Origin of the sequence: Pseudomonas sp. ANT_J28, assembly GCF_008370005.1 — a bacterium.
Taxonomy (GTDB): Bacteria; Pseudomonadota; Gammaproteobacteria; order Pseudomonadales; family Pseudomonadaceae; genus Aquipseudomonas; species Aquipseudomonas frigoris.
On sequence record NZ_VOBM01000013.1, the window covers coordinates 83,109 to 109,914 of the forward strand.

27 protein-coding genes and 1 pseudogene are annotated in these 26,806 nt (G+C 58.6%); 13 read left to right on the forward strand and 15 right to left on the reverse strand.

Going from position 1 to position 26,806, the window contains the following annotated elements; translation table 11 throughout:
• Position 1: 1 nt before the first annotated feature.
• From FQ187_RS11495 to sthA, 4 genes are all read left to right on the forward strand, one after another.
• Entirely contained in the window at positions 2-2,152 is a 2,151-nt protein-coding gene (locus FQ187_RS11495) for a glycosyltransferase family 2 protein (protein ID WP_149629548.1), read from the forward strand.
• A gap of 9 nt (positions 2,153-2,161) precedes the next feature.
• Positions 2,162-3,601 (forward strand): efflux transporter outer membrane subunit, encoded by a 1,440-nt coding sequence (locus FQ187_RS11500; RefSeq protein WP_149629549.1) that lies wholly within the window; start codon positions 2,162-2,164, stop codon positions 3,599-3,601.
• A gap of 160 nt (positions 3,602-3,761) precedes the next feature.
• Positions 3,762-4,742 (forward strand): FAD:protein FMN transferase, encoded by a 981-nt coding sequence (locus FQ187_RS11505; protein WP_256667301.1) that lies wholly within the window; start codon positions 3,762-3,764, stop codon positions 4,740-4,742.
• Positions 4,743-4,949: 207 nt separating this feature from the next.
• Positions 4,950-6,344, forward strand: a complete 1,395-nt coding sequence (gene sthA, locus FQ187_RS11510; RefSeq protein WP_129442932.1) for a Si-specific NAD(P)(+) transhydrogenase — start codon at positions 4,950-4,952, stop codon at positions 6,342-6,344.
• A gap of 42 nt (positions 6,345-6,386) precedes the next feature.
• Here the strand turns inward: sthA and FQ187_RS11515 are convergent, their stop codons facing one another.
• A complete protein-coding gene (locus FQ187_RS11515; RefSeq protein ID WP_056744312.1) occupies positions 6,387-7,109 on the reverse strand; it encodes a glycerophosphodiester phosphodiesterase family protein in 723 nt (240 codons plus the stop codon).
• Between the two features lie 14 nt (positions 7,110-7,123).
• A complete protein-coding gene (locus FQ187_RS11520) occupies positions 7,124-7,705 on the reverse strand; it encodes a PilZ domain-containing protein (RefSeq protein ID WP_149629551.1) in 582 nt (193 codons plus the stop codon).
• 94 nt (positions 7,706-7,799) lie between these two features.
• On the opposite strand from FQ187_RS11520, the gene FQ187_RS11525 reads away from it, so the two are divergent.
• The 3 genes from FQ187_RS11525 to FQ187_RS11535 all read left to right on the forward strand — a co-directional run bounded on the left by FQ187_RS11525 (position 7,800) and on the right by FQ187_RS11535 (position 11,052).
• Positions 7,800-9,050 carry a lipoprotein-releasing ABC transporter permease subunit gene (locus tag FQ187_RS11525; RefSeq protein ID WP_149629552.1) on the forward strand — a complete coding sequence of 417 codons (1,251 nt, stop codon included), beginning with the start codon at positions 7,800-7,802 and terminating at the stop codon, positions 9,048-9,050.
• 7 nt (positions 9,051-9,057) lie between these two features.
• Positions 9,058-9,741, forward strand: coding sequence for a lipoprotein-releasing ABC transporter ATP-binding protein LolD (gene lolD / locus FQ187_RS11530; RefSeq protein ID WP_178122708.1), 684 nt, complete (start codon positions 9,058-9,060; stop codon positions 9,739-9,741).
• 66 nt (positions 9,742-9,807) lie between these two features.
• Positions 9,808-11,052, forward strand: a complete 1,245-nt coding sequence (locus FQ187_RS11535; protein WP_149629554.1) for a lipoprotein-releasing ABC transporter permease subunit — start codon at positions 9,808-9,810, stop codon at positions 11,050-11,052.
• A gap of 48 nt (positions 11,053-11,100) precedes the next feature.
• Here FQ187_RS11535 and FQ187_RS11540 read toward each other — a convergent pair whose 3' ends face one another.
• A complete protein-coding gene (locus tag FQ187_RS11540; RefSeq protein WP_149629555.1) occupies positions 11,101-12,447 on the reverse strand; it encodes a heavy metal sensor histidine kinase in 1,347 nt (448 codons plus the stop codon).
• Positions 12,447-13,127 (reverse strand): heavy metal response regulator transcription factor, encoded by a 681-nt coding sequence (locus tag FQ187_RS11545; RefSeq protein ID WP_149629556.1) that lies wholly within the window; start codon positions 13,125-13,127, stop codon positions 12,447-12,449. Before FQ187_RS11545 ends, FQ187_RS11540 begins: the two co-directional genes overlap by 1 nt.
• A 186-nt stretch (positions 13,128-13,313) precedes the next feature.
• Between FQ187_RS11545 and FQ187_RS11550 the strand changes: the two are divergent.
• Positions 13,314-13,549 (forward strand): annotated as a pseudogene (locus FQ187_RS11550) (plastocyanin/azurin family copper-binding protein); the annotation flags it as partial.
• Positions 13,550-13,610: 61 nt separating this feature from the next.
• Entirely contained in the window at positions 13,611-14,441 is an 831-nt protein-coding gene (gene queF, locus FQ187_RS11555) for an NADPH-dependent 7-cyano-7-deazaguanine reductase QueF (RefSeq protein ID WP_149629557.1), read from the forward strand.
• A 172-nt stretch (positions 14,442-14,613) separates the two neighbouring features.
• On the opposite strand, the gene FQ187_RS11565 is transcribed toward queF, so the two are convergent.
• Both FQ187_RS11565 and FQ187_RS11570 read right to left on the reverse strand, forming a co-directional pair.
• On the reverse strand, positions 14,614-14,877 hold the full coding sequence (locus FQ187_RS11565; protein ID WP_129442940.1) for a DUF4404 family protein: 264 nt from the start codon (positions 14,875-14,877) through the stop codon (positions 14,614-14,616).
• 110 nt (positions 14,878-14,987) lie between these two features.
• Positions 14,988-15,608, reverse strand: coding sequence for an HAD family phosphatase (locus tag FQ187_RS11570; protein ID WP_149629558.1), 621 nt, complete (start codon positions 15,606-15,608; stop codon positions 14,988-14,990).
• A 181-nt stretch (positions 15,609-15,789) separates the two neighbouring features.
• Here FQ187_RS11570 and FQ187_RS11575 point away from each other — a divergent pair, with 181 nt between their 5' ends.
• From FQ187_RS11575 to rssC, 3 genes are all read left to right on the forward strand, one after another.
• Entirely contained in the window at positions 15,790-16,479 is a 690-nt protein-coding gene (locus FQ187_RS11575) for a VacJ family lipoprotein (protein WP_149629559.1), read from the forward strand.
• A 353-nt stretch (positions 16,480-16,832) separates the two neighbouring features.
• On the forward strand, positions 16,833-18,014 hold the full coding sequence (rssB, locus tag FQ187_RS11580; RefSeq protein WP_149629560.1) for a two-component system response regulator RssB: 1,182 nt from the start codon (positions 16,833-16,835) through the stop codon (positions 18,012-18,014).
• Positions 18,014-18,496: an anti-sigma factor antagonist RssC gene (gene rssC, locus FQ187_RS11585; RefSeq protein ID WP_007935262.1), complete on the forward strand. Its 483-nt coding sequence runs from the start codon at positions 18,014-18,016 to the stop codon at positions 18,494-18,496. The genes rssB and rssC overlap by 1 nt, the downstream gene beginning before the upstream one ends.
• 72 nt (positions 18,497-18,568) lie before the next feature.
• Here the strand turns inward: rssC and tal are convergent, their stop codons facing one another.
• Complete coding sequence (tal, locus tag FQ187_RS11590; RefSeq protein WP_149629561.1) at positions 18,569-19,495, reverse strand: transaldolase; 927 nt, start codon at positions 19,493-19,495, stop codon at positions 18,569-18,571.
• Between the two features lie 178 nt (positions 19,496-19,673).
• Complete coding sequence (dusA, locus tag FQ187_RS11595; RefSeq protein ID WP_149629562.1) at positions 19,674-20,684, reverse strand: tRNA dihydrouridine(20/20a) synthase DusA; 1,011 nt, start codon at positions 20,682-20,684, stop codon at positions 19,674-19,676.
• A gap of 101 nt (positions 20,685-20,785) precedes the next feature.
• Here dusA and FQ187_RS11600 point away from each other — a divergent pair, with 101 nt between their 5' ends.
• Positions 20,786-21,910 (forward strand): tyrosine-type recombinase/integrase, encoded by a 1,125-nt coding sequence (locus FQ187_RS11600; RefSeq protein WP_149629563.1) that lies wholly within the window; start codon positions 20,786-20,788, stop codon positions 21,908-21,910.
• A gap of 1 nt (position 21,911) precedes the next feature.
• On the opposite strand, the gene FQ187_RS11605 is transcribed toward FQ187_RS11600, so the two are convergent.
• The 7 genes from FQ187_RS11605 to FQ187_RS11635 all read right to left on the reverse strand — a co-directional run bounded on the left by FQ187_RS11605 (position 21,912) and on the right by FQ187_RS11635 (position 26,803).
• Entirely contained in the window at positions 21,912-22,187 is a 276-nt protein-coding gene (locus FQ187_RS11605) for a pyocin activator PrtN family protein (RefSeq protein ID WP_134100886.1), read from the reverse strand.
• Positions 22,184-22,483, reverse strand: coding sequence for a hypothetical protein (locus FQ187_RS11610; protein ID WP_149629564.1), 300 nt, complete (start codon positions 22,481-22,483; stop codon positions 22,184-22,186). The genes FQ187_RS11605 and FQ187_RS11610 overlap by 4 nt, the downstream gene beginning before the upstream one ends.
• Positions 22,484-22,547: 64 nt before the next feature.
• Positions 22,548-22,841 carry a hypothetical protein gene (locus FQ187_RS11615; protein ID WP_149629565.1) on the reverse strand — a complete coding sequence of 98 codons (294 nt, stop codon included), beginning with the start codon at positions 22,839-22,841 and terminating at the stop codon, positions 22,548-22,550.
• 15 nt (positions 22,842-22,856) lie between these two features.
• Positions 22,857-25,652, reverse strand: a complete 2,796-nt coding sequence (locus tag FQ187_RS11620; protein WP_149629566.1) for a toprim domain-containing protein — start codon at positions 25,650-25,652, stop codon at positions 22,857-22,859.
• 3 nt (positions 25,653-25,655) lie between these two features.
• Entirely contained in the window at positions 25,656-25,889 is a 234-nt protein-coding gene (locus FQ187_RS11625) for a hypothetical protein (RefSeq protein ID WP_149629567.1), read from the reverse strand.
• A gap of 72 nt (positions 25,890-25,961) precedes the next feature.
• A complete protein-coding gene (locus FQ187_RS11630; protein WP_149629568.1) occupies positions 25,962-26,327 on the reverse strand; it encodes a hypothetical protein in 366 nt (121 codons plus the stop codon).
• Complete coding sequence (locus FQ187_RS11635; RefSeq protein ID WP_149629569.1) at positions 26,324-26,803, reverse strand: YmfL family putative regulatory protein; 480 nt, start codon at positions 26,801-26,803, stop codon at positions 26,324-26,326. Before FQ187_RS11635 ends, FQ187_RS11630 begins: the two co-directional genes overlap by 4 nt.
• Between the last annotated feature and the right edge of the window lie 3 nt (positions 26,804-26,806).

Here is a 26,806-nt window from a genome sequence, read left to right on the forward strand (position 1 = left end):
CATGCAGGCACTGGACTCGCTGCAACTGCTGCAAATCAATTTCTGGACGCTGGCGGTGGTGATTCTGTTCACCTGTCTGACCCATCGGGATCAATGGGCGGCGCGTGCCGGTTTCGGCGCAATCACCGCGTTATTGCTGGTCAACTACGCCGCCTGGCGGATTCGCGACACGTTACCCGACGGCCATTCCGGGTTTGCCACGGTCTGGGCGTACGCCTTTTTGTTCTTCGAGATGCTGGCGATTGGTTACACGCTGTTTTCTATCGTCGTGATGCTGTGTCGCTCGGATCACACCCAGGAGGCTGATGCGGGCGAGCGACGCCTTCGCGCCCTGGGCGCGAACGTGCCAGCGGTGGACGTGTTTATCGCCACGTATAACGAAGGTTTGGACATTCTCGAAAAAACCATCGTTGCCGCCCAGGCCATTGACTACCCCAACTTCACCCTCTGGGTGCTCGACGATACGCGTCGCGACTGGTTGCGCGATTACTGCGCCGAGGTCGGCGTGCAATACGCGCGGCGCCCCGACAACTCGCACGCCAAGGCCGGCAATCTGAACAACGGCTTGCGCCAATCGGCGGCCGGCAGCAATGCGCCCTTTATTCTGGTACTCGACGCCGACTTCGCTCCGCAGCAACCGATTCTGATGCGCACTCTGGGGTTGTTCGACGATCCGAAAGTCGGTTTGGTGCAGACGCCGCAGTTCTATTACAACCCCGATCCGATTCAGCACAACCTCGGCACGTCTGCCTGCTGGGTGGATGAGCAGCGGGTGTTCTTTGATGTGTTCCAGCCTGCCAAGGATGGTTGGGACGCGGCGTTTTGCGTCGGTACGTCCTTCGTCGTGCGACGTGATTTGATCAACGAGATCGGCGGTTTTCCTACAGGCTCGGTCTGCGAGGACATCTACACCACGTATCGACTGCTGCAAAAAGGCTACGTCACGCGCTGGCTGAATGAGCGTCTGTCGATCGGTCTGTCTGCCGAGGGCCTGACCGAATACATCAACCAGCGCGGACGCTGGTGCCTGGGCACCATTCAGGTGGCGCTGCTCAAGGACGGTCCGCTGCGTGGCAGTGGCTACACGCTCAATGACCGCTTGCACTACGTGCATGGCCTGATGCACTGGTTCTCCAAGCCGTTCATTTTGATGATGCTGGTCTCGCCGGTGCTGTATTGGTATTTCGGCATCGCCGGTTTTTACGCCAATCCGGTCGACTTCCTCGCCTTCGGCATGCCGGCGTTGATTGCGTTTTGGGGTTACGGGACCTGGGTCACGGATCGGCGCACCTTGCCTGTTTTTACCGAGGTCACGCAGATCGTTGCCTCTCTGGCGGTCACTGCCACCATTGCTAGCGCGATGATCCGGCCGTTCGGGCGGCCGTTCAAAGTGACTGCCAAAGGCCTCGATCGTTCGCGCACGATGGTGCACTGGAAGCTGTTCGGATTCTTTTTCGCGCTGACGCTGTTCTCGCAGATCGGTGCTTACATCGCCATCAGCACTGCCGCCTCGTTCGACGGCAACATGCTGTTCAATCTGTGCTGGACGGTTGTCGCGCTGGTCTACAACCTGGCTACCCTGGTGGCCTGTGTCGACCGGCCACGGCTACACGGCGAAGAGCGTTTTCCCTTCAATAAGCCCACTGGTTTCCGCTTTGGCGGCAAAGTCCTTCCCGGTCGCCTGGAGGATATTTCCCTCAGCGGCGTGTCCTTGAGCTGCGCCTTCGCCTCTTCGATCAAACCGGGGCTTTGCGGTCAGATATGGATCGACAAACTTGGGTGGCTCGACGTCGAAGTCATGCGCAATCACGGCGACGACCAGTTGGGCTTGAGGTTTGCCGACCTTGATGAAGCATTGCGTCGGCGGTTGATTGCGCGGCTGTTCAGCGACGCGACTATCAACGTGGTCAGCAAGGCTGAACCGGCGTTGGCGTTCGGCACCTTGCTGCGCCGTTCATTGCTGGGTGAAAAACGCACGGGACTGCGTTTGCCTGCGCGAGCCAAGGCGTCGTCTTACTTCCCGTTGCCTCGATGGCGGCCGGTCAGTGTTCGTTCACACAAACAGCCACTGCCGCACATCAGTGTCGGCAGGCCCGGCCTGTGGACTGTGCTGGTTTCTCCCTTGCGAGCTTTGCTCGGCCAACGCTTGTAGGTGCGCGCGATGAACAGTTGCTTACCCACTTCATGTTTCATGTCTTTGGTGTTGCTCGGCGGTTGTTCGCTGGAGCCCACGTACGAGAAACCCGACGCGCCGATCGATCAGCAATGGCCGGCCAACACCGCCGGTGAGTGTTGCAGCGGCAAGCAGGCGTTCGACAAGGATTGGCGTGGCTTCGTGGTCGATGACCGACTGCGCCAGTTGATCGAACTGGCCCTGAGCAATAACCGCAGCCTGCGGCAGTTCGCGGCCAGTGTCGAAGAGGCGAGGGCCGGTTATGACAGCGCACGGTCGGGACTTTTTCCTACGATCGGCATCGACACCTACGCCGGGCGCAGCAAGCTGCCACCCCTCGTGCGCACACCGGGCGGTGGTGATACGTCCGGCAGCATCGCGAACACCTTTCAGGCAACGGGCGGTTTCACCTCCTACGAACTGGATTTTTTCGGGCGCATCCGCAGTCAGAGAAACGCCGCCGGTGCGCGTTACGAGGCGTCAGAGGCGGATTATCAGACGGCGCGGCTGGCGCTGATCGGCGAAGTTGCCAACACCTGGCTGAGCCTCAAGGCCAACCAGCATTTACTCAACCTCGCCCAGACCACCTATCAATCCCAGGATCGCTACGGGCAGTTGTTGCGCAAGAGTTTCAACCTTGGTTCCAGTGCGCGGATCGACGTACACCAGGCGGATGCGCAGACCAATACCGCGGCAGTGCAGGTCAACACCTATCGCATGCAAGTGGCGCAGAACATGAATGCGCTGCGGGTGCTGGTGGGGCAACCGGTGCCGGAGGGGTTGCTGCCAACCGGCGCGCTGGGGGAGCAGTTGGCGACGCTGGACGTGCCGGCCGGTCTACCCCCGTCATTGGTTGAACGCCGACCCGATATCATGTCCGCCGAAGCCCAATTGCGTGCCGCCAACGCGGACATCGGCGCCGCTCGCAGTGCGTACTTCCCGACCTTTTCCCTGACCTCGGCTCTGGGCAGCCTGACGGGGGATTTTTCCCGGTTGCTCAGTGGGCCGGCGGAGTTCTGGTCGGTGGCGCTGGCGGGATCATTGCCGTTGATTGACGGGGGAGCGCGGCGGGCTCAGGTGGATGCCAGTCATGCTCGGTTCGACGGTCAAGTGGCGGCCTATGAAGCCACGGTGCAGAACGCTTTTCGCGAGGCGGCCGATGCCTTGAATGCTCGCCAGGAAATGCTCACCCAGGTTGAGTTTCAGAAAAAGCTGGTAGGGGATTATCAGGAGGCGTATCGCCAATCCCGGTTGCGTTTCGAGTCCGGCCTGGACAGCTATTTTTCCACCATGGATGCACAGCGTTCGCTGTTCGATGCGCAGCAGAAATGGGCGCAACTGGAACTGGCGCGGGAGATTAATCAGGTGACGTTGTATAAGGCGTTGGGCGGTGGGTGGAGTCAGTCGTTGAAGGTTGTGGATCGTTAAGTTGTCGTGTTCTGGCGGGCGTCTTCGCGGGCAAGTCGGATCGCCGTACCGTTCGCTCCCACAGGGAATGTGCATAATGGCGAGCCTTGGCGTTGTGTCAGGGGGTTCTTCAGGGGATGCAGGATTGTTGAAATGGCGGCTGTGCGGTTTTGTGGTCCTGATGGGCGCCCTGTCCGGCTGCGGCAACGGCGATTCCATGGAAAGCTTCGGCGGCCCGACCATGGGCAGCACGTATTCGATCAAGTACCTGCGCCATGCCGGGCTTCCCGCCCCGACCGAGGTCCGTGTTCAGGTCGAAAAGATCCTTGCTGAAGTCGATCAACAAATGTCGACTTACCGCAGGGACTCCGACATCGAACGCTTCAACGATCTACCCGCCAACCGCTGTCAGAAAATGCCCGCGCCGATCCTCAAACTGGTGCGCGTCGGTCAGCGTCTGTCGGAACAAAGCGAAGGTTCCTTCGACCTGACGGTGGAACCGCTGCTCAACCTCTGGGGTTTCGGCCCGCAGGCTCGTAATGAGAAAGTCCCCTCGGCCCACGCGTTGGCCGAAGTCAGGCAGCGAGTCGGTTACCAGCACCTGCGTATCGATGGCGATCAGCTGTGCAAGGACGCCGCCGTCGAGGTCGACTTCAATAGCATCGCCGCCGGTTACGCGGTCGATACGATTGCCGCAAAACTCGACGGGATGGGCATCCACAACTACCTCGCCGAAGCCACCGGCGAACTCAAGGCAGCCGGCAAAAAACTCAACGGCTTGCCGTGGCGGATCGCCCTGGAAGAACCCCGCGACGATCAGCAAGTGGCCGAGCGAATCATCGCTGTCGACGGATACGGCGTTTCCACTTCCGGCGACTACCGCAACTATTTCGAGCAGGATGGTCGGCGTTATTCCCACACCTTCGATGCCCGCACCGGGGCACCGGTCCTACACACCCTGGCGTCTGTCACGGTGATTCATCCTTCAGCGTTGATGGCCGATGGTTTATCGACGCTGTTGCTGATTCTGGGGCCTGAACGGGGTTGGGACTACGCAGAAAAACATGACGTTGGTGCATTCTTTGTGATTCGTGCCGATAAAGGTTTCGTCACACGAACCAATCAGGCTTTTGAACGCTTGAGTGGCGGAAAAACCGAGTGATGACGGCGATTCAAGCATCGAAGACTGGCGTTGTAGTGCAGGCAAAAGTAGCCTACGACGCGACCAAGGGTTAATGTGCGCGGCGTTGACGCTTATATAGACTGTGTCCGGGTTCTGCACTGGCCCCAAATTGTTCCTTCACGCCGCAGATCGGCGTGATTTAGCCGCAGGTGCCGAGGGCGCCGCGGCCTGTTCTGAGGAGTATGCATGGCTGTTTACAACTACGACGTGGTGGTGCTGGGTTCCGGCCCGGCGGGAGAAGGCGCGGCAATGAACGCCGCCAAAGCAGGGCGCAAGGTGGCGATGGTCGATAGCCGTCGCCAGGTCGGCGGCAACTGCACCCACCTGGGCACCATCCCGTCCAAGGCACTGCGTCACTCGGTCCGGCAGATCATGCAGTTCAACACCAACCCGATGTTCCGGGCCATTGGTGAGCCACGCTGGTTCTCGTTCCCGGACGTGTTGAAAAGCGCCGAAAAAGTCATCTCCAAACAAGTCGCATCGCGCACCGGCTACTACGCCCGTAACCGCGTCGACGTGTTCTTCGGCACCGGCAGCTTCGCCGACGAGCAAACCATTGAAGTGGTCTGCGCCAACGGCGTGGTCGAAAAACTGGTGGCCAAGCACATCATCATCGCCACCGGCTCGCGTCCGTATCGCCCGGCGGACATCGATTTCCATCACCCGCGTATCTACGATAGCGACACCATCCTCAGCCTCGGCCACACCCCGCGCAAACTCATCGTTTACGGCGCCGGCGTGATCGGTTGTGAGTACGCATCGATCTTCAGCGGTCTGGGTGTACTGGTTGAACTGGTGGACAACCGCGGTCAGTTGCTGAGCTTCCTCGACTCGGAAATTTCCCAGGCCCTGAGCTATCACTTCAGCAACAACAACATCACGGTTCGCCATAACGAAGACTACGACCGCGTCGAAGGCGTGGACAACGGCGTGATCCTGCACCTCAAGTCCGGCAAGAAGATCAAGGCCGACGCCTTGCTCTGGTGCAACGGCCGTACCGGCAACACTGATCAGTTGGGTCTGGAAAACATCGGCGTGAAGGTCAACAGCCGTGGTCAGATCGAAGTGGACGAGGCCTACCGTACCTGCAAGCCGAACATCTACGGCGCCGGTGACGTGATTGGTTGGCCGAGCCTGGCCAGTGCCGCTCACGACCAGGGGCGTTCGGCTGCTGGCAGCATCGTTGACAACCATAGCTGGCGCTTCGTCAACGACGTGCCGACCGGTATCTATACCATTCCGGAGATCAGCTCGATCGGCAAGAACGAGCAGGAGCTGACTCAGGCCAAGGTGCCGTACGAAGTGGGCAAGGCGTTCTTCAAGGGCATGGCGCGTGCACAGATCGCCGGCGAGCCTCAGGGCATGCTGAAGATTCTGTTCCATCGCGAAACGCTGGAAGTGCTTGGCGTTCACTGCTTCGGCTATCAGGCGTCGGAGATTGTTCACATCGGTCAGGCGATCATGAACCAGCCGGGCGAACTGAACACGCTGAAGTACTTCGTCAACACGACGTTCAACTACCCGACCATGGCCGAAGCCTATCGGGTAGCGGCGTACGATGGCCTCAACCGGCTTTTTTGAGTGGCTCCGGCCGGTGGCCTGAGCCGGCCGGGGAGACCGATTTCAGCAATTCTCGAGCGTGGCGCTGGCCAAACCGGGAAAGTCTGTAATCAGGCTGTCAACGCCGAAGTCGGCGAGTCTGCGCATTAGCGCGGGCTCGTTGACTGTCCATACCGACACATGCAGCCCTTGGCGCTGCGCCTTCTGCAGGCGTTCCGGCGTACACAGGGTCCAGTTCAGCGCCAGAATCTCACAGCCATAGCTTTGCGCGACCTTCAGCGGGTCGAGCCAGGCGTACTCGGCCACCAGTCCGCGGGACACATCCGGCACGAAGTCCAGCGCAGCTTTCAATACTTCCCGCGAACTCGAGGTGATCGTGACCTTGTCGAGCAGGCCGAAACGCTGAGCCATCTCACGAATCGCCAACACCGTAGTCGCGGCGCGGGTGCGTGAAGCGCTTTTGACTTCCAGCTGCCAGTGCTCGAAATCGCATTTCTCGAACAGTTCTTCCAGTGTTGGAATCGGGCACGGTTTGATCCAGCCTGGTCCGCCAGTGCGCGCGTCGTAGGTCACCAGCTCGGCCGCCGTGTGTTCGACGACTTTGCCGCGACGGTCGGTGGTGCGCTTGAGTGTCGGGTCGTGGATGACCATCAACTCGCCGTCCATGGACAGGTGCAGGTCCAGTTCGCAGCGGCGCACGCCGTGCTTGAGGCATTGCTGAAAACTGGTCAGCGTGTTTTCCGGTGCTTCGCCCTTGGCGCCGCGATGGCCGTAGATGAGAGTCACGGTTCTTCCTTAAATTAAATGCCTGATTCGTTTTGTTCGCGGGCCAGGCGTCGTTCCTGGGCCTGCTTCTGCAAAATGTAGCGGGCCAGCAATTGGCGTTGGGCATCGGTCGGGTATTCGAACTCGGTGCCGACGTCGTAGCCGTCGCCTTTACGATCGCAATGGGTGACGCGAGCCCGCAACAAGAGTCCGAGGGCTTGCGGCATCAGCACCAGTTTGACCGACAGGTGCGTGCCCTCGGCAATGGGCGTCGGATACTGAAATTCGATCCCGCCTTCGGAAATGATCACCGGCTGCGGCTCGCCGATCTGGCCGAGTACGGTGATTGCGATCACCTGGCTCAGCAAATCGATGCGTTTATTCTGGGATTTCAGGAACGCCGCGAGATTCCGGTCGCGCTCACTGATCTGGCGCAGCAGGTGCTGTGACTCGAATTCGCTCAGGTGCAGTTCGCTGAGCAAGTTGAACAGAGGGGAAGCATCCTGCAACACTTCCTGGCCTGCGGCTTCGGGAGCGGACAGGGGCCGAATTTCCAGTGCGATCGTGTCCTCGATACGGTAGTATTCGCGGCGATCTTCTTCATCTAATGTCGACATGGCGAACCCATGGTAGCGGCGGTGGTCTGAGTGTAAAGCTGGTTATCGACCCCCGCCACAAGGACGTTCCTTTTCCCTCCGAACAAGCCCCGACATGTTCAGACCTCTCTTCGTATTTATTGGCACGCGTTATACCCGTGCAAAGCGTCGCAATCATTTTGTGTCATTCATTTCCCTGACCTCGATGATCGGACTCGCCCTTGGCGTGGTCGTGATGATCGTGGTGCTGTCGGTCATGAACGGCTTCGATCATGAGATGCGCACCCGCGTGCTGGGCATGGTGCCCCACGCGACCATCGAGTCCGGTGAACCGATCAGCGACTGGCAAAGCCTGGCCGCCAAGGTCAAGCAGAACCCGCAGGTGACGGCCGTTGCGCCGTTTACCCAGATGCAGGGTTTGCTGACCAACAACGGCAAAGTCTCCAAAGTCCTGCTCAATGCCATCGACCCTGCGCTGGAACGGCAGGTCTCGATCATTGATAACTTCATGCAGCAGGGCAAACTCGACGACCTGGCGCCGGGCGGTTTCGGCATCGTCATCGGTGACAAGGCCGCGGCCAAGTTGGGGGCGGCAATCGGCGACAAACTGACGTTTGTGGCGCCGGAAGTCACCGTGACCCCGGCCGGGATGTTCCCGCGCATGAAACGCTTTACCGTGGTCGGTATCTTCCATGTCGGCGCCGGGGAGCTGGACGGCTATCTGGGCATCACCAATCTGCAGGATCTGGCCAAGCTGCATCGCTGGAAACCGGATCAGGTCCAGGGCATCCGCCTGAAGTTCGACGACCTGTTCCAGGCGCCACGCGTGGCGTGGAGCATCGCCCAGCAACTCGGCGAAGACCATTTCTATGCCCGCGACTGGACGCGCACCCACGGCAATCTGTATCAGGCGATCCGCATGGAAAAAGCCATGATCGGTTTGCTGTTGCTGCTGATCGTCGCCGTTGCCGCGTTCAATATCATTTCCACGCTGGTGATGGTGGTGAACGACAAGAAGGGCGACATCGCGATTCTGCGCACCCTTGGCGCCACGCCGGGTTCGATCATGGCGATCTTCATGGTGCAGGGCACCGTCATTGGTGTGGCCGGGACGCTGATCGGCGCCGTGGTCGGGATCTTCGCCGCGCTGAATGTCAGCGCCGCGATCTCGGCCCTCGAAGGTCTGATCGGGCACAAATTCCTGAACGCCGACGTGTACTTCATCGATTACCTGCCGTCGCAAGTGCAGAGCCAGGATGTGTTAATGGTCTGCGCCGCCGCGTTGGTCCTGAGTTTCCTCGCCACCCTGTATCCAGCCTGGCGTGCCGCGCGCACCCAGCCTGCGGAGGCGCTACGTTATGAGTGAGTTGGGCATGAGTGATAACGCAATCTTGAGCTGCCGCGACCTGGGCAAATCCTACGAGGAAGGCCCGGAGTCGGTAGAGGTCCTGGCCGGTCTGCAACTGGAGCTTCATCCGGGTGAGCGCGTGGCGATTGTCGGTACGTCGGGCTCGGGCAAAAGTACCTTGCTCAACCTGCTGGGCGGCCTCGATACACCGACCAAGGGCAGTGTCTGGCTGGCCGGTGAAGAGCTGTCGGCGTTGAACGAAAAGGCCCGCGGTTTACTGCGCAATCGGTCGCTGGGTTTCGTTTACCAGTTCCACCACTTGCTGCCTGAGTTCACCGCGCTGGAAAACGTCTGCATGCCGCTGTTGATCGGCAAGACGGCTATTCCTGAAGCGCGTCAGCGTGCGACGGCATTGCTGGAGCGGGTAGGGCTGGGCCATCGCCTGGAGCACAAACCGGCCGAATTGTCCGGTGGTGAACGTCAGCGTGTGGCCATCGCCCGCGCTCTGGTGAACAAGCCAGGCCTGGTGATGCTCGACGAGCCGACCGGCAATCTCGACTCCCACACTGCCCAGGGTATTCAGGATTTGATGCTGGAGCTCAGCACCTCGATGCGTACGGCGTTCCTGGTGGTGACTCACGACATGAACCTGGCTCGCCAGATGGATCGCGTCCTGCATTTGCAGGAAGGTTGCCTGACGCCCATCTGATTGGCCGAAACCCGGCGTGACTGAAAAGTACGTCGGGTCTCTTATTTTTATACGGTGCCCCAGCGAATGTTCAGACCGTTATCGATCTTTATCGGCGCGCGCTATACCCGCGCCAAGCGCCGCAATCGCTTTGTTTCCTTCATCTCGATGACTTCGATGATCGGTCTCGCCCTGGGCGTGCTGGCGATGATCGTGGTGTTGTCGGTCATGAACGGCTTCCAGCGCGAAATGAGCTCGCGCATCCTCGGCATGGTGCCTCACGCGACTATCGTCGGCGTCAATCCGATCGACGATTGGCAGCCCGTCGCTGCGGCGGCCATGAAGAATCCTGAAGTGACGGCCGCCGTGCCGTTCACCGAGATGGAAGGCATGCTGTCCTACAAGGGGACGATGCAGCCGATCCAGGTCAGCGGCGTTGATCCGGCGCTGGAAGGCAAGGTGTCGATCGTTGCCCAGCACATCGTTCAGGGTCGTCTCGATGCCTTGAAGCCGGGAGAGTTTGGTGTGGTGATCGGCGAGATCACGGCACGCCGCTTCCGCTTGAACGTCGGCGACAAGATCACCCTGATCGTGCCGGAAGTCAGCACCGCACCGGGCGGCATCACCCCGCGCATGCAGCGGTTGAACGTGGTCGGCGTGTTCAAGGTTGGCGCCGAACTGGACGGCTCCATGGCGCTGATCCACGTGGCCGATGCCGCGCAGATGCAGCACTGGGCGCCGAATCAGGTACAGAGCGTGCGCCTGGCGGTAAAGGATTTGTACGCTGCGCCGAAGGTTTCCAGCGATATTGCTGGCGGGCTGGGCACCGCTTACAAGTCTGATGACTGGACTCACACACAGGGCAGTCTGTTCAGTGCGATGAAGATGGAAAAAACCATGATCGGCTTGCTGTTGCTGATGATCGTCGCCGTGGCGGCGTTCAACATCATCGCAACCCTGATCATGGTGGTGAACGACAAAGGCGCGGACATCGCGATCCTGCGGACCATTGGCGCTACGCCGCGGCAGATCATGGCGATCTTCATGGTGCAGGGCACAGTGATCGGGGTTGTCGGTACGTTGATTGGTGGTGTGCTTGGCGTGATTGCGGCGCTGAACGTCAGTGAACTGGTGGGCTGGATGGAGCGGGTCAGCGGGCAGCACATCTTCAGTTCCGACGTGTACTTCGTCAGTAACTTGCCGTCCGAACTGCAGGGTGCGGATGTGGTGTTGATCTGCTCCGCCGGGTTCATTCTGAGCTTCCTCGCCACCGTTTACCCGGCATGGCGTGCGGCGAAAGTCGAGCCGGCTACTGCGTTGCGGTATTCGTAAGCTTTGATAACCTCACCCTGATCGTTCCCAAACTCTACGCGGGAACGATCAGGTTCGCGGCAACTCAATCACAAACCGCGTCCCCCCGTTATCTGATTCGCAACGAATCTGCCCGCCATGGGCGCGGATGATTGACTGAGTGATCGCCAACCCCAATCCCGCATGTTCACTACTGCCTTCCTGGCACGCCGGATCAGCCCGGTAGAAGCGATCAAATATACGCGGCAGCAACGCCCCGTCAATTCCGCCGCCGCTGTTCTCGACCGTCACGCTCAAGCCCTTAGGCTGATCAACAATCCGCACCCGAACCTCGCCTTCGACCGGCGTAAACCGCAACGCATTGTCCAGCAAATTGGAAAGCGCCCGCCGCAACATGCTGCGATCCCCTTCCATGCGCGCACTGCCTTCACGACTCAGCCTGACCTGAGCGTCCTCCGCCAACGGTGCAAAAAACTCCAGCAATAAATCCGCTTCTTCCGCCAGTTCCAGCGGTTCGCGCTTGGGCATCAACAACCCGTGGTCAGCCTTGGCCAGGTACAACATGTCGTTGACCAGTTGCGCCATCCATTGCAGTTCTTCGAGATTGCTGTGCAGTGCTTCGCGGTAATCCTCAATGGGGCGTGGGCGGGTGAGGGTGACCTGGGTGTGGGTCAGCAGGTTCGACAACGGCGTGCGCAATTCATGGGCGATGTCGGCGGAGAAGGCCGAGAGCCGCTTAAAAGACTCGTCAAGGCGTCCGAGCATGGCGTTGAGGTTGTGGGCCATTTCCGCGAGTTCTGGCGGCATGTTTTCTTCGGGCAAGCGTGCATTGAGCGATTGCGCTGAAACGCCGCTGGCAACCGCACTCATGCGCCGCAACGGCCGCAACCCACTGCGCGCTGCCCAGGCGCCGAGCAGGGCGGTGGCCAGTGCCGACAAACCGACTGTCAGCCAGATCAGGTGCTGCATGCGTTGCAGAAAGTGCTGGTGATGGGTGATGTCCAGCAGCAAGGTCAACTGCGGCGAGTCAGGTTTGTCGAGGTACAACGGAGCGTTGAGGACGCGGTAGTCAGTACCGTCGGTGCTCACCGTGGACAAACCCGCCTGGGTAGGCAATTGCTGGGGCAGGCGCGTTGAACTGTCATACCAGCGCTTGCCGTCGCTGCCGGTGATCCGCAGCGACAGATCAGCCTGTCGGCTCAATTCATCGGCCAGTTTGACTTCGCTTTCACTCGACTGAATGTCATGAAGTGCCCGACGCAAACCAATCAGCTTGCCGTCCAGCAACTGCTGATCGAGTTCAACGAAATGCGCTTCACTGGCCCGGCTGAACAACACCCCGGCAAACAGCGACACCACGGCGGTGCACGCCGCAAACAGCAGCGCAAGACGGCTGCTTAACGAGAGTCGACGCATCAGGCGGGGCGCTCTTCAAGGACGTAACCCATGCCGCGCACGGTGTGAATCAACTTGTTCGGGAATTCATCGTCGATCTTCAGGCGCAAACGACGGATCGCCACTTCGATGACGTTGGTGTCACTGTCGAAGTTCATGTCCCAGACCTGGGAGGCGATCAACGACTTGGGCAGGACTTCGCCTTGCCTGCGCAGGAGCATTTCCAGCAGGGCGAATTCCTTGGCCGTCAGGTCGATGCGCCGACCGCTGCGTTCGACCCGGCGGCGGATCAGGTCAAGGCGCAAGTCCGCCAGTTGCAGGCTGGTTTCCTGAGGTGTGGCGTTACCACGGCGCAACAGGCTCCGGACCCGGGCCAGCAGCTCGGAGAAGGCGAAAGGCTTTACCAGGTAGTCGTCGGCACCCAGTTCGAGGCCGTGGACCCTGTCCTCCACCGCGTCGCGTGCTGTCAGAAACAGTACCGGCGTGTCGAGGCCGGCACCGCGCACCGCTTGCAGAATCTGCCAGCCATCGCGACCGGGCAGCATTACATCGAGAATCAACAGCGCGTAATCGCCGGTCAGCGCCAGTTGCTGGCCGGTGCTGCCATCCGCCACCAGTTCAGTATTGAAACCGGCCTCGGTCAGGCCCTGGCGCAAGTAGTGGCCGGTTTTCGGTTGGTCTTCGACGATCAGCAGTTTCATGGGCGACTCGAGGCAAATAGAACGAACGCTTTATATCGTGTGCAGCGTCAATACAGGTCAACCTGACAAAGTTGTAATCTGGTTGTCAGGTTGCGGGCAGTCGCAGCAGTTTAGTGTTTTCCACAGGCTGAACCTTATCTTGTTGGAGTACGACTATGTTTTTGCGCAAATCACTGGTGCGCGTCGGAGATGCAGCAGACCGGCATGCTCACGCCACAGGCCTGAAGGAAATGGACCACGGCGCCATGGCCGGTATGGAGCATGGAATGAAACACGACGACCCCAACAATGTGCTCGTCGAACTAGGCAAAACCGCCGGGCTGACCTGCACCTTCACCAAGGCCAGCAACCTGGAATTTGCCTGCAACATCCCCGCTCATTACCAGGCCGGCATGGTCGGCAAGTTGACTGTCAGTCAGTAAGCACTCAAAGGCGGGAGCAAAGGCTGGTAGAATCCGCTGATTCTTCAGTCAGGTTTCCGCCATGCATCCCGCAGCCGAACACTCGCCGCTGGGCAAATCCAGCGAATACATCGCCACCTACACGCCGTCCTTGCTGTTCCCGATCCCGCGGACCGCGAAATGGGCCGAACTGGGCCTGACGGCTGAAACCCTGCCATACAAGGGCGTGGATTTCTGGAACTGCTTCGAGCTGTCTTGGCTGTTGCCGTCCGGCAAGCCAGTGGTGGCGATTGGCGAATTCAGTATCCCGGCAGATTCGCCGAATATCATCGAATCGAAGTCGTTCAAGCTGTACCTCAACTCCCTGAACCAGACTCCGTTTGCCGACACCGCGAGCCTTGAAGCGACGTTGGCCAAAGACCTGTCGGCCGCTGCCGGTAAACCGGTCGGCGTGCGGATTCGCAGCCTGAAGGACGTCGAGGCCGAAGGCGTCGTGGCGTTGCCGGGCGTGTGCATTGATGATCTGGACATCAGTGTCAGCAACTATGAGCATCCGCGTCCGGAACTGCTGCGTTGCGATGAATCGCGCATCGTGGAGGAGAACGTGCACAGTCATTTGCTCAAATCCAACTGCCCGGTTACCAGTCAGCCCGACTGGGGTAGCGTGGTGGTGGAATACCGTGGCGCGGCGCTGGATCACGCGAGTTTGCTGGAATACATCGTGAGCTTCCGTCAGCACTCGGACTTTCATGAACAGTGCGTGGAGCGGATTTTTCTCGACCTGCAACGGTTGTTGAAACCGGAGAAACTGACGGTGTATGCGCGGTATGTGCGGCGCGGTGGGTTGGACATCAACCCGTATCGCAGTACTGAAACCGTTCAACTGCCAAACCACCGTCTGGTCCGTCAATAAATAACCCCTGTGGGAGCGGGCTTGCTCGCGAAGGGGCCGTTACATTCAACATCAATGGTGACTGACACTCCGCCTTCGCGAGCAAGCCCGCTCCCACAGGGGATTGCATTGCAAGTCGCAGACATTAAAAAGCCCCGCTATCACTAGCGGGGCTTTTTTGTATTCAGCGGGTTCAGATCCCCATGTTGGCCAGGGCTTGCACGATGTTGCGCAAGGTGCCAGCAAGGGTCGGGTGTTCGATTTCGAAGCGTTCAACGGCCAGGTTCACATTGTCGGAGAGGCTGGAGTCCTGGGTTTTGGTTTCCAACTCAATTTCCAGTTCGATTTGTTGCATCAGCGCGTGCAGGTCTTCGCGCTCGGCTTCGGTCAGCGGTGGATTCTGTTCCAATTGCTCGCGCAGAGTATTGAGCTGTTGTTGCAGTTCGCGGGCAGGCATGGCGTTCTTCCTTTTATCGATAGGCACTGGCATAGACCGCAGCAGCACGCCAAAGGTCTATGGCTTGACCTTTAGATTAATCCACTCGCGCGCAACCTGCATGATCTCGATCAGGGCTTTTCGCCCTTGAGCCGGCGCAGGCTGATGTCGGCCAGGCAGGTGTCGAGTTCACCGAGGTGATCGATCACCGAATGCACACCAAGACCGAACAGTTGCACCGTTGCCTTGCCTCGTTTGAATTCCCGTTCCTGCTGAGTCAGCGCTTGCCATTCGTTGGGCGCCAGGCCGCAGAGTGAGCCGCAGGACGCCAGCCCAATAGTCCACAAACCGGCATTGAGCCCCGCTTGCAGCAATCGCGGTTCGCCGCTGACCAGAACGCAACCCTCCAGTCGTTCAACATTCAACGTCATCAAGGCTTGCCAGCAGGCGTGCGGTGCCGGCCATGGATTGTTTGTTTCGGGGTGTTGCGAGGGTTTGATCCATGAAGGCAAGGCAGCGGCCAGGGAATGGCTGAGGGCAGGGGGAAGTTCATCGAGCCAAGCACAGGGAATCTGCTGATGCTGCAAGCTGCGCAGGCTATCCAGCGCGCCGGGCGTGGCCTCGGCGTGCATGGCAGAGGGGATGCCGTGTGCACGTGTGCGGGCACCGAAATCCACCAGGCAACCACTGAGGCCGAACAGTACGGCGGTCAGGCTGGGCGCAATGTGGGGCAAGGTTTCGGCGTGCGGCATATCAACGTCCCTGAAATAGCCTCAAGGCTAGGGGGCGACGGTGACAGTTGAGTGACACTGATGTGAATCGCTCACAATCATGCCTTGCGCGGTGCTGCCTAAAGCGGCTTTTCCGTCTTATACTAGCCTGCTTAACGCTTGGGCCAAGCGCCCGCGCCAGTACAATCCAAGGAGTTTTTCTATGCGCTGGAGCAATCATCTAGCTCAGTTTTGTGTGTTTACCAGCGTATTGCTGGTTCCGTTCGTTGCCCAGGCAGCCTCGGAAGACGACCCTTGGGAAAGCTTCAACCGCCCGATCTACAAGTTCAACGATGTGCTCGACACCTATGCGCTGAAGCCTTTGGCTCAGGGCTATCAGTTCGTGACGCCGCAGTTCCTTGAAGACGGCATCCACAACATGTTCCGCAACGTCGGTGAAGTCACCAACCTTGCCAACGATATCTTGCAGGCCAAACCGGCCGCCGCTGGCGTCGACACCGCACGCTTGATCTTCAACACCACTTTCGGCCTGCTGGGCTTCTTCGATGTGGGCACCAAGATGGGCCTGCAACGCAATGACGAAGACTTCGGCCAGACCCTTGGCTACTGGGGCGTAGGCAGCGGCCCTTACGTGATGTTGCCGTTGCTGGGCCCAAGCACTCTGCGTGACGCGCCGTCCAAGTATGTCGACGGCTACACCGGCCCGTACCCTTACATCAACGACGTGCCCGTGCGTAACTCGATTTTCGGCCTGAACATCATCGACACCCGCGCAAATCTGCTGTCGAGTGAGAAGCTGATCACCGGCGACAAGTACACCTTCATCCGCAATGCGTACCTGCAGAACCGCGAATTCAAAGTCAAAGACGGCCAGGTCGAAGACGATTTTTGATTTCGACCGGTAAAAACGAAGAGGGCGGCCAGTGGGCCGCCTTCTTTCGTTTGGCTTTCCCGGCTGCTTTGACTGATGGGTTTGAACCTTCCATTACGTTACGGTTCTGCCTGTTCTTATAACTCCCGGTGATTTGAAATCGAAAGACGTCAAGTGACCATCGGCGTGAGCTTGAAACGCCTCGCGGATGGGAGTACCGTCTGCGCCTTAGAAGGGCACCTCTGGTGTGCCTGTGTGTAGGGCAAACGCTCGAAAACAGTGCAGTAGAGAGGCTAGAAAGCGAATCCAGTAGTGAGAGCCGGGACAAAGCCCCTGCCTGCTACGCCAACCTAATTCTGGCGCCGTTTGCCCACATGCCAAAAACCAGTGCCACGCTGCTGATAATCGATGATGACGAAGTAGTGCGCGCGAGCCTCGCCGCCTATTTGGAAGACAGTGGTTTCAGCGTCTTGCAGGCCAGCAATGGCCAGCAGGGTCTTCAGGTATTCGAGCAAGACAAGCCCGACTTGGTCATCTGCGATCTGCGCATGCCACAGATGGGCGGACTCGAACTCATTCGCCAGGTCACCGAGCTGTCGCCACAAACCCCGGTGATCGTGGTTTCGGGCGCCGGCGTGATGAACGACGCGGTCGAGGCCCTGCGCCTGGGCGCTGCGGATTACCTGATCAAGCCTCTCGAAGATCTGGCTGTGCTCGAGCATTCTGTGCGCCGGGCCCTGGATCGTGCGCGCCTGCTGCTGGAAAACCAGCGCTACCGCGAGAAGCTGGAAAAGGCCAACCGCGAGCTCGCCGCCAGCCTGAACCTGCTCCAGGAAGACCAGAACGCCGGTCGCCAGGTGCAAATGAACATGCTGCCGGTCAGCCCCTGGACCATCGACGAGTTCCAGTTTGCTCACCAGATCATCCCCTCGCTGTACCTGTCGGGTGATTTCGTCGACTACTTTCGGGTCGACGAGCGTCGGGTAGCCTTCTATCTGGCGGACGTTTCCGGTCATGGCGCCTCTTCAGCCTTCGTTACCGTGCTGCTGAAGTTCATGACCACGCGCTTGCTGTTCGAATCCAAGCGCAGCGGTACATTGCCGGAATTCAAGCCTTCAGAGGTCCTTGGTCATATCAACCGAGGCCTGATCAGTTGTAAGCTGGGTAAACACGTCACAATGGTCGGTGGAGTCATCGACGAGGAGACAGGTTTGTTGACCTATAGCATCGGTGGTCATTTGCCGTTGCCTGTGTTGTACACGCCAGACAGTGTTTGTTATCTGGAAGGGCGTGGTCTGCCGGTGGGCCTCTTTAATGAAGCCACCTACGAAGACCACGTACTGGAGCTGCCGCCGACGTTCAGCCTGACGCTGATGTCCGATGGCATTCTGGACCTTTTGCCAGAGCCTACACTCAAAGAAAAAGAAGCGGCTTTGCCCCAGCGGGTCAAGGCAGCGGGCGGCAGCCTGGATGGTCTGCGGCAGGTTTTTGGATTGGCCACGCTAGGGGAGATGCCGGATGATATCGCCCTGTTGGTGCTGAGCAGGAATATTTAATGAGTACCGGTAGAATCCAGTTCGCCGAGCAGGATGGCACCTTCGTCCTGAAGTTCGTCGGTGAAGTTCGCCTGACCCTGTGTTCGGCGTTGGATGCGACTATTGAGCGGATCTTCACGGCGTTGAACTTCAACGCGATCGTGATCGACCTGACCGAAACCCGCAGCATCGACAGTACCACCCTTGGCCTTTTGGCCAAGCTGTCGATCCTGTCGCGGCAAAAGGTCGGCTTGCTGCCGACCGTCGTCACCACCCACGAAGACATCACCCGTCTGCTGCAGTCCATGGGCTTCGAGCAAGTATTCAACATCGTTGACCGCCCGATCCCGTGTCCTGAGTGCCTGACCGACCTGCCAGACCAGGATCAGTCCGAAGAAGTGGTGCGGATCAAAGTGCTCGAAGCGCACAAGATCCTCATGGGCCTCAACGACTCCAATCGTGAAGCGTTTCATGATCTGGTGAACGCGCTCGAGCGTCACTGATTCCATAAGCGACTGCACACAAAAAAGGGCGAACCTGTGAGGGGTCGCCCTTTTTGCGTTTGCGCTTTTGGATCAGAGCTTGGCTTGCAGTAACGCCTCAAGCTTTTCCTGGTCGCGAGCGAACTGACGAATACCTTCAGCCAGTTTCTCGGTCGCCATCGCGTCCTCGTTGGACAACCAACGGAACTGCGCTTCATTCAAGTTCAAGCGAGCTTCACCGGCATGACCCGGGGCCAATTTGCGCTCCAGCTTGCCAGTGTCCGCCGCCAGCTTATCAATCAGATCCGGGCTGATGGTCAGACGGTCGCAACCGGCCAGTTGCTCGATCTGATTCAGGTTACGGAAGCTCGCGCCCATGACCACAGTCTTGTAGTCATTGGCCTTGTAGTAGTTGTAGATGCGCGTCACTGACTGCACGCCCGGATCATCCGCGCCGGTGTAGTCGTTGCCGTTGGCCTTCTTGTACCAGTCGTAGATGCGGCCTACGAACGGCGAAATCAGGAATACGCCTGCGTCAGCACAAGCCGCCGCTTGAGCGAAGGAGAACAGCAGCGTCAGGTTGCACTGAATGCCTTCCTTTTCCAGCTTCTCGGCAGCGCGGATGCCTTCCCAGGTGGAAGCGATCTTGATCAGCACGCGGTCACGGCCAATGCCGGCCTTGTCGTACAGGTCGATCAGACGGTGCGCACGCTTCAATACGGCGTCAGTGTCGAACGACAGGCGCGCATCCACTTCGGTGGAAATACGGCCAGGGATCACTTTCAGAATTTCTTGCCCTACCGCGACGCCAAAACGGTCGCTGGCCAGGCCCACATCGCCCTTGCAGTCGCTGACGCAAGCGTTCAGCAACTCGGCATAACCGGGAATGGCCGCCGCTTTGAGCAGCAGGGAAGGGTTGGTGGTAGCGTCCACCGGTTTAACGCGAGCGATAGCTTCGAAGTCGCCGGTGTCGGCAACCACGGTGGTCATTTGTTTGAGTTGTTCCAGCTTGGAAGTCATGGGCGTGCTCTGTCCTATGGGTCTAATGACATTACCCGAGCGCTGACAGCCACTCAAGGGTGCGTGTACGTATCGAGGGGCCCAGCGGCAACATCCGGAAAACGGATGTTTGAAAGGCGGGGCGCGGTATCGGTAAATACGATGCCAAATCAGACCACAGGTTCAACCCAAGCGACCGTTAACGCCCCTCAAGCAACTCTGCCGCCTGATCCAGCAGTACCAAAGGCTCTTTAGCCTTATGAATATCCACCGACAACAACTGCCGAAACTTCCGCGCCCCCGGAAACCCGGTACCCAGCCCCAGCACATGCCGAGTAATGTGGTGCATCGAGCCGCCCGCATCAATATGCGCCGCTATATAAGGCCGCAACTGCGCCAGCGCCTCGGCCCGGCTGATCACCGGCGCCGTGCTGCCGAACAGTTGCTGATCCACTTCAGCCATCACATAAGGATTGTGATACGCCTCGCGGCCCAACATCACGCCGTCGAACGTCTGCAAATGCTCGTGACAGGCTTCCAGCGTCTTGATCCCGCCGTTGAGAATAATCTCCAACTCCGGAAAATCTGTTTTCAACCGCGCCGCCACGTCATAGCGCAGAGGCGGAATGTCGCGGTTCTCCTTCGGCGACAACCCCTCCAGAATCGCAATCCGCGCATGCACCGTAAAACTCGCGCACCCGGCATCCCGAACCGTGCCGACGAAATCACACAACTCCTCGTAACTGTCCCGGCCATTAATCCCGATGCGGTGCTTCACCGTCACCGGAATCGACACCGCATCACGCATAGCCTTCACACAATCAGCCACCAACTGCGGATGCCCCATCAGGCACGCACCGATCATATTGTTCTGCACTCGATCACTCGGGCAGCCGACATTCAGATTGACCTCGTCGTAACCGTGGTCCTGCGCCATGCGCGCGCACATCGCCAGGTCCAGCGGCACACTGCCGCCGAGTTGCAGGGCGAGCGGGTGCTCGGCTTCGTTGTGACGGAGGAAGCGGTCGTGATCGCCGTTGAGCAGCGCGCCGGTGGTGACCATTTCTGTGTAGAGGAGGGCGTGCTTGGAGAGCAGGCGCAGGAAAAAACGGCAATGGCGGTCTGTCCAATCCATCATAGGTGCAACGCTAAAGCGTCTAGACAGTGTAGGGCGTGAGTTTGCTGGGTATGTAGCTGATTTATCTAACATTTTACTCTGCGCATTTATGGCCGTTTTAAAGGGTAAATAGGCGTTTTTTTAAGGCCGTTGCTACAATGTACCAATCCCTTTAGCAATTGTACCAATTGACCATGGCCACGATCAGAGCACGGAAACGCACCGATGGCAGCACCAGTTACACGGCACAGATACGCCTGACTCGCGATGGTGCGCAAGTTTACCAAGAGAGTCAGACCTTCGCCCGAAAACAGGCAGCACAGGCTTGGGTTCGAAAACGAGAATCGGAGTTGGATCAGCCGGGCGCGATCGAACGAGCAAACCGCAAAGGCGCGACGATCAAGGAAATGATTGACCGGTATCTGGCAGAAATGAAAAAGGTTCGACCGCTCGGGAAAACCAAGCTCGCCACACTCAAAGCAATCAGTGAATCGTACCTGGGTAAATTGAATGACCAGGACGTCAACAGTCAGCTGTTGGTTGAGTATGCGCTTTGGCGTATGGATGAGGAGGGGGGTGGCGTTCAGCCACAGACAGCCGGTAACGATCTCGCACACCTTGGCGCGGTGCTTTCGATTGCTCGTCCCGCTTGGGGGTATGAGATCGAGCCACATGCAATGGCAGATGCCCGACGGGTGTTAAAAAAGCTTGGGTACAACATGAAAAGTCGCGAGCGTGACCGGCGCCCCACTTTGGACGAGCTCGACAAACTATTAAAGCACTTTCAGGGTATCCAAACCCGTCGTCCAACTTCGATCAATATGCTCAAAATGACGGGGTTTGCGTTGTTCTCAACACGCCGTCAGGAGGAGATAACGCGGATTCAATGGGCAGACCTAGATGAGGTGGGCCAGCGGGTATTGGTACGCGACATGAAAAACCCCGGTCAGAAGATCGGCAATGATGTCTGGTGCCATTTGCCGCCGGAAGCATGGGCCATTATGCAAACCATGCCGAAGGTGCTGCCTGAGATATTTCCGTACAGCGCGGAGTCTGTATCCGCTTCATGGACAAGAGCGTGTCATATGGTTGGCATTGATAACCTGCACTTTCATGACCTGCGCCACGATGGCGTTAGCCGGCTTTTCGAAATGGACTGGGATATTCCTCGGGTAGCGAGTGTGTCGGGGCATCGCGATTGGAACTCAATGCGGCGTTATACCCATCTGCGGGGACGAGGTGATGTATATGCGAAATGGGAGTGGTACGAGAAGATCCTACAGGCGCCCATAAAATTGGGCGCCAGGACGCTGAAGTGAATTAGCTACTGCGTGGTGCGCTATTCAGCTGATTGCTCTCTTTGACGGCAGCGGCGCGCTGAGCATCCAGGTATTCAGAAAGGTCTGTAATGTGAATCCCCTTTGCGCTTTTTTGGCTCGGTTCCATGCGCGTAATGGGGATTTTTATTTGTCCGGCCCCCACCTTGCGTTGAAACATATCCGTGGTGAGATGGGTAAAATAGTCCTTACAAACTCGATCCAAGGGAATCACAACTTGGCCATCGTATTGGGCCATGAGGACAAATAACGTTTTCATAGTGTTGCTCCTTCAAGTGTGAAAGTCCGATCAGTTGTGTCGTGCCACGACGATGAATCGCCAGTTAACAGCTGAGCCACAACGGCGAACTCAGCCGCATCAATGTCGCCAAGCTCTTTGGCGAAGCCGGTAAGGCACTCAAGGCGGATCCGCGCATAAGCGGTTTTCCGCACCTGGTAGTCGAACAACGCGGTGCCGACAATCCGAATAGCCATCAGATGCCGGGCGGACTGGGCGTCAATGTTGGCCAATGTGTTAGCCTTCGAATCGCTGCTGCTTTGGTGCTGTGCTTGCATGGTCTGCCCTCAGTGGTGGTTGATGTCGGGGAGGCCAACTCCTCGACATCGTTTCTCTTGCCCGTCAGTCCTGGCGGGCAAGGTGGATAACCAGGTCGGCGTAATCAGAATCTTCCTCAGTGCACGATTGCCACTCCAGTACGCTCAAAATCTGTTGCCTGCTGCAGTCGTCCACCAGAATCTCGCGTTGACCACCTGCTGCCCGAACTTCCAGAATCTCCAGCAAGCCGTCCTCCCCGTAAGCACCTGCCTGGATGATCGGCGCGCTCTCGCCTGCAAACTCCAGTCGGTCTTGAACTGCCTGCAGCTTGCTGGTTTTGCCGTCGCCGGCATTGCCCATAAACACTTGAATTTGCATTGGTCGTACTCTCCTTTAAGCCTTGAATGTCCAGCACTTCACTGTCGTCGGCCGGGGTAGTGAACACGGGTTGCGGTTGTTCAACGCGGCACGTACTGCGCTGTGCACGGCCTTGTTGCTATCCAGGAACTTGTGGGAGCGGGACTCTTTCAGCAGGTCGCGCAGGGTGGCCACGTCGGCCAGTTTCTGTTTGTGTTCGGCGGCGCGTTCGCTGAATTCGTTGAGGTTGATTGCGATGACGCTCGGGTCACTGCTGTGGTCGACCACGGGGTCTCCACTGAGCGATTCGAGGTAGTCGTACACCTCCCAAAACTCGACAACGGCCGGGTGGTCGGAGCTGATCGAGGCCTGACGTTCGATCGCCATACGCACGATCTGACGTTGGGTAGCTGCGACTTGGGGCTCGTCCAGTTTCAGAATCAAACGCAGCGCGTCGAGCAGTGAAAGCAGTTGCGCGTGGTTCTTGCTGATCCGCTCGACGCGGATGTACCCGCGCAGGTCATACCCGCAACTGCGGCAGTTGCCTTGTTCGTTGGGATACTCGGTGCCGCAAGCAAAGCAGTGGGTATGCAGGCGGCGCAGCTTGGCTTCGTGTTCGGGCATGCGCTGGGCGAAAAGCTCGAGCACGGCCGATTCTTTACCTACCGCTTGAATCAGGAAGTGGCTCAGCGTGCCGCCGTCCAGGGCGTTCAACTTGTCCGCCGCAACACGGCTTTGCGGGGTGACGATCGGACGGATGAAGTGAAGTTTCACGATCCGGGTCATGATCGCCTCATGGGCGACCACAGCGGCGTTCTGGCTGATAGCGATCGTCCCGCGAAACGGCGGTTCATAGGTTTCGTTGCCGGCAGTCTTCACACCTTTGGTGGCCAAGGTGCCGCCGCCGTAGAAGTCTTTGAGTTCGTCCCACTCGAACGTCTTGGCGTGCGATCGATCATCGCCGTGACGGTCGGCCTCAAGGAACACGACGGGCATCCCCGACACCTGGCCCATCAGTCGCGAGCGGCCAGCTTTTGTCGACTTCATCGGATCGAAGCCTTCATAGCCTTCCCGGCCGAGCAGTTTCCATAAGAGGTTCAACAGGGTGGTCTTGCCGGCGCCGGCCTCGCCGGTGGCCTCCAGAAAAGGAAACGACTGGTAGCATCCTCGGATCTGCTCACAGAACAGCGAGCCGAAAAAGAACACCAACGCAACCAGGCCTTGTGCGCCGAAGCACGTCCACAGCAACTGCAGCCATGCTTCGTTGAAGTCTTTGCCATCGCGCTGCAGCTTGATGGGCACGCCTTTTTGCAGTGTCTTCAGACGCAGTTTTCCGAACTCGAAATAGTCCTCGCTGTTGACCTTGTAGGAGACGCCATCCTTGATCGCAATGTCGTCGTAGACGTAGCAGCCGTATTCCTTGCTGTAGCCCACATAGTCGATCGTCGACACGGTTTTGATGCCGAACAGTTGATCCTTCATAAGTTTGTCCAGTTGTTGACCGCTCCCGGTGTACATGGCGCCAGCAGCCATACCGAGCAGTCGTTTTTTGAATTCGCTGGCAGCAGAAAGCTGGCCGCTGGTGAAGGTGTTTTTCACGCTTTCGGAGTCGTGCGGGAAGTCAACGCGCAGGTAGTACCAGGACTCGTCCGTGACCTCGTTTCGCTGGAAATACAGGGCTTGTGGGTAGCAGTTGGCGATCTCGACCACGCTCCCGGATTGCTGCAGCGCTTTCTCGCGCTGTTGTGATTGATTGAGCAACTGGTCGTCGTGGTTTTCGCTGTCCTCGATGTCCTGCATCGCCCGGTTGAATTTCTCCATGTCCAACTTGAACCAGTACAGGCGGCTGCCGAAGCCCAGGTGGAATTCACCGCGCTTGTTCCAGTCGTACATCAGCAGCGCTTTTTCGGCGGCGCTCTCCGCCAGCAGCAGGGCGCCTTGGTGACGTGCTTGTTTGAGATCAGCAGCGACCTGGTCGGCTTGTTCGCTTTCGTCTTCGATGAAGCCCCAACGCTGATGCAGATCGTTCCAATCGTTCTTCCGGCCGTCACGAAGCGGGATCTGGGCAGCCTCGCAGACGAACCCAAGGACTCGCGCCTGCTTCGCCCAGCGCTTGGTGTAGGCGTGGGCGCCCGATTCGTTGTCGAGTGCCCAAACCAGCTTGGGCAGCTTCCCTTCGCGGTCACGGGCGAGAGCTCGCAGTGACTCCTCGGGGAAGGCATTCGAGGACATTGCCGACACCGCGACGATGTCGTTGTGAACAAGGGCGATGGCGTCAAAGATGCCCTCGACGATCCAGATCTCTTTCGCTTCCAGCAGGTCCACGCAGGGTGGGCACCACCAGACGCCGCGATAGCTGTCCTTCGATTTGAACCGGGCTTTCATCTTTCCAAAGCGGTGCGGTCGGTCGATCAGGCGTTCCCACCAGCCACCCTTCTCCAACGCAAAGCGAACGGTAGCGCTGCCGGCGTTGTGTTCGCCGGAGTAGAAGCTTTCCTGGGTGAACCAGCCCTGGATCAGCTCGATGCGAAAGCCCCGGGCGAACTCCAGATAGGCACGGGCGGTTGCGTTCGGGTGTTGATCGGTTGCCGGCGCACGTTTGCTCCAGTCCTCAAACAGGTCGTCGTACAGCTCCTTCACATGCAACGTGTGAGCGCACTTTTCAGGCCTGCCGCAGATCACCAGCCATGGAGCCGAAAACCGTGTGTACAGGGTTTTCTGACGGCATTTCGGGCAGGTGCCGCCGCGCATGTAGTCAGTGCTTGCCCGGTGCTTAAGCCCGTAATCGGTTTTCAGGCGCTCGATCACGTCGCTGCGCAGTTGCTCTTTCATGGGTTACTTCACTTTCTTGAGGAAGAGGGAGAGGGCGCCGATAAGGTGTTTCTGAGCGGCCATCACGGGGCAGTTGGCGAGGATTGAGCCGTGGCGCAGTCCATCGGGAATCAGGCGGAATTGGTCTGCGTACCAGAGTTCGTTGAAGTTGAGACGGTACTGCTCGCGCAGGTTGGCCAAGAGCGCTTGAGCCTCTAGAGGCGTCAGTTTTGCGTTGATGTTCAGGGCGTTTTCCATCGTCAAACCTCAATTTCGGGCGCAGCTCACCCAAACCCACGGCGGTGGGACAGGGGATTTATTGGGTGGGTATTACGAAGTGGTGATGCGGAAGCGCCCGTTATCGGGAGCAATGAGGATGCGTTCGTAGATCAGGCTGACCGGGATTGCCCAGGCGTTGCCGGTGGCTGTATCAAAGATCACGGTGTGCGTGGATGTGCTGCTGATAATGTCCAGTCGCTGCCGGTCGCTCACCGCTGACATCTCGCTGCTGGCCAGATGCACCAACCGTTCGGCGTGCTGAGCCACAGCGTTGTAATCTGCTACGAGGTGCTGAACAGCTCGCTTGAACAGTTGCTGATCATCGCCCAGGTGTTCGCACCGGTGCCGTTCAAGGAACGCAAAAGCCGCGGCTTTGAGCATGTCTTGATACTCCTGTACTGCTGGTAGATTGTTCATTGGCCTTTCCCCGGTTTGGCGCGGTACAGGTCGATGGCTGCCAGCACTTCGGCGTGGCGTGCCGCCATGTGGAGGTTGTGAGCGTTGAGGATGATTTCGGCTTCTTCTTCGTTGATCGAGCCGTCTTCCAGTGCCCGGGCGATCGCCTGGTCAACGCAGCCGCGTTTCGCTGACACCTGAACCGATCGGGCATACAGCTCGACGTTATCCAGCGTTTCGGGGTCGGCGACCGCCACAAACAATCCGCCGTACATCTGCGCAACATAATTTGGAAAATGGATGGTGCCGCTTGCTTGCTCCAGCATGTAAACCTGAGCGTCAGTCAGTGGACTGCAGCCCGCGCTTTCATAAGCGTGGTTGTCGAACTTTTTGACTTTCATTCCCAGGCGAGCTGCAGCGCCTTCGCGTCCATTGGGGTAGCTGCGAATGATCTCGCGCATAGTTTCCTTGCGCGTCTCTAGAACGGGGCTTTTCATCTT

Bases quoted from the DNA above. Each gene is read 5' to 3' on its own strand.
- FQ187_RS11495 (WP_149629548.1), top strand. From the start codon at position 2: ATGCAGGCACTGGACTCGCTGCAACTGCTGCAAATCAATTTCTGGACG.
- FQ187_RS11500 (WP_149629549.1), top strand. From the start codon at position 2,162: ATGAACAGTTGCTTACCCACTTCATGTTTCATGTCTTTGGTGTTGCTC.
- FQ187_RS11505 (WP_256667301.1), top strand. From the start codon at position 3,762: ATGGGCGCCCTGTCCGGCTGCGGCAACGGCGATTCCATGGAAAGCTTC.
- sthA (WP_129442932.1), top strand. From the start codon at position 4,950: ATGGCTGTTTACAACTACGACGTGGTGGTGCTGGGTTCCGGCCCGGCG.
- FQ187_RS11520 (WP_149629551.1), bottom strand. From the start codon at position 7,705: ATGTCGACATTAGATGAAGAAGATCGCCGCGAATACTACCGTATCGAG.
- FQ187_RS11525 (WP_149629552.1), top strand. From the start codon at position 7,800: ATGTTCAGACCTCTCTTCGTATTTATTGGCACGCGTTATACCCGTGCA.
- lolD (WP_178122708.1), top strand. From the start codon at position 9,058: ATGAGTGATAACGCAATCTTGAGCTGCCGCGACCTGGGCAAATCCTAC.
- FQ187_RS11535 (WP_149629554.1), top strand. From the start codon at position 9,808: ATGTTCAGACCGTTATCGATCTTTATCGGCGCGCGCTATACCCGCGCC.
- FQ187_RS11540 (WP_149629555.1), bottom strand. From the start codon at position 12,447: ATGCGTCGACTCTCGTTAAGCAGCCGTCTTGCGCTGCTGTTTGCGGCG.
- FQ187_RS11545 (WP_149629556.1), bottom strand. From the start codon at position 13,127: ATGAAACTGCTGATCGTCGAAGACCAACCGAAAACCGGCCACTACTTG.
- queF (WP_149629557.1), top strand. From the start codon at position 13,611: ATGCATCCCGCAGCCGAACACTCGCCGCTGGGCAAATCCAGCGAATAC.
- FQ187_RS11565 (WP_129442940.1), bottom strand. From the start codon at position 14,877: ATGCCTGCCCGCGAACTGCAACAACAGCTCAATACTCTGCGCGAGCAA.
- FQ187_RS11570 (WP_149629558.1), bottom strand. From the start codon at position 15,608: ATGCCGCACGCCGAAACCTTGCCCCACATTGCGCCCAGCCTGACCGCC.
- FQ187_RS11575 (WP_149629559.1), top strand. From the start codon at position 15,790: ATGCGCTGGAGCAATCATCTAGCTCAGTTTTGTGTGTTTACCAGCGTA.
- rssB (WP_149629560.1), top strand. From the start codon at position 16,833: ATGCCAAAAACCAGTGCCACGCTGCTGATAATCGATGATGACGAAGTA.
- rssC (WP_007935262.1), top strand. From the start codon at position 18,014: ATGAGTACCGGTAGAATCCAGTTCGCCGAGCAGGATGGCACCTTCGTC.
- tal (WP_149629561.1), bottom strand. From the start codon at position 19,495: ATGACTTCCAAGCTGGAACAACTCAAACAAATGACCACCGTGGTTGCC.
- dusA (WP_149629562.1), bottom strand. From the start codon at position 20,684: ATGTTAGATAAATCAGCTACATACCCAGCAAACTCACGCCCTACACTG.
- FQ187_RS11600 (WP_149629563.1), top strand. From the start codon at position 20,786: ATGGCCACGATCAGAGCACGGAAACGCACCGATGGCAGCACCAGTTAC.
- FQ187_RS11605 (WP_134100886.1), bottom strand. From the start codon at position 22,187: ATGAAAACGTTATTTGTCCTCATGGCCCAATACGATGGCCAAGTTGTG.
- FQ187_RS11610 (WP_149629564.1), bottom strand. From the start codon at position 22,483: ATGCAAGCACAGCACCAAAGCAGCAGCGATTCGAAGGCTAACACATTG.
- FQ187_RS11615 (WP_149629565.1), bottom strand. From the start codon at position 22,841: ATGCAAATTCAAGTGTTTATGGGCAATGCCGGCGACGGCAAAACCAGC.
- FQ187_RS11620 (WP_149629566.1), bottom strand. From the start codon at position 25,652: ATGAAAGAGCAACTGCGCAGCGACGTGATCGAGCGCCTGAAAACCGAT.
- FQ187_RS11625 (WP_149629567.1), bottom strand. From the start codon at position 25,889: ATGGAAAACGCCCTGAACATCAACGCAAAACTGACGCCTCTAGAGGCT.
- FQ187_RS11630 (WP_149629568.1), bottom strand. From the start codon at position 26,327: ATGAACAATCTACCAGCAGTACAGGAGTATCAAGACATGCTCAAAGCC.
- FQ187_RS11635 (WP_149629569.1), bottom strand. From the start codon at position 26,803: ATGAAAAGCCCCGTTCTAGAGACGCGCAAGGAAACTATGCGCGAGATC.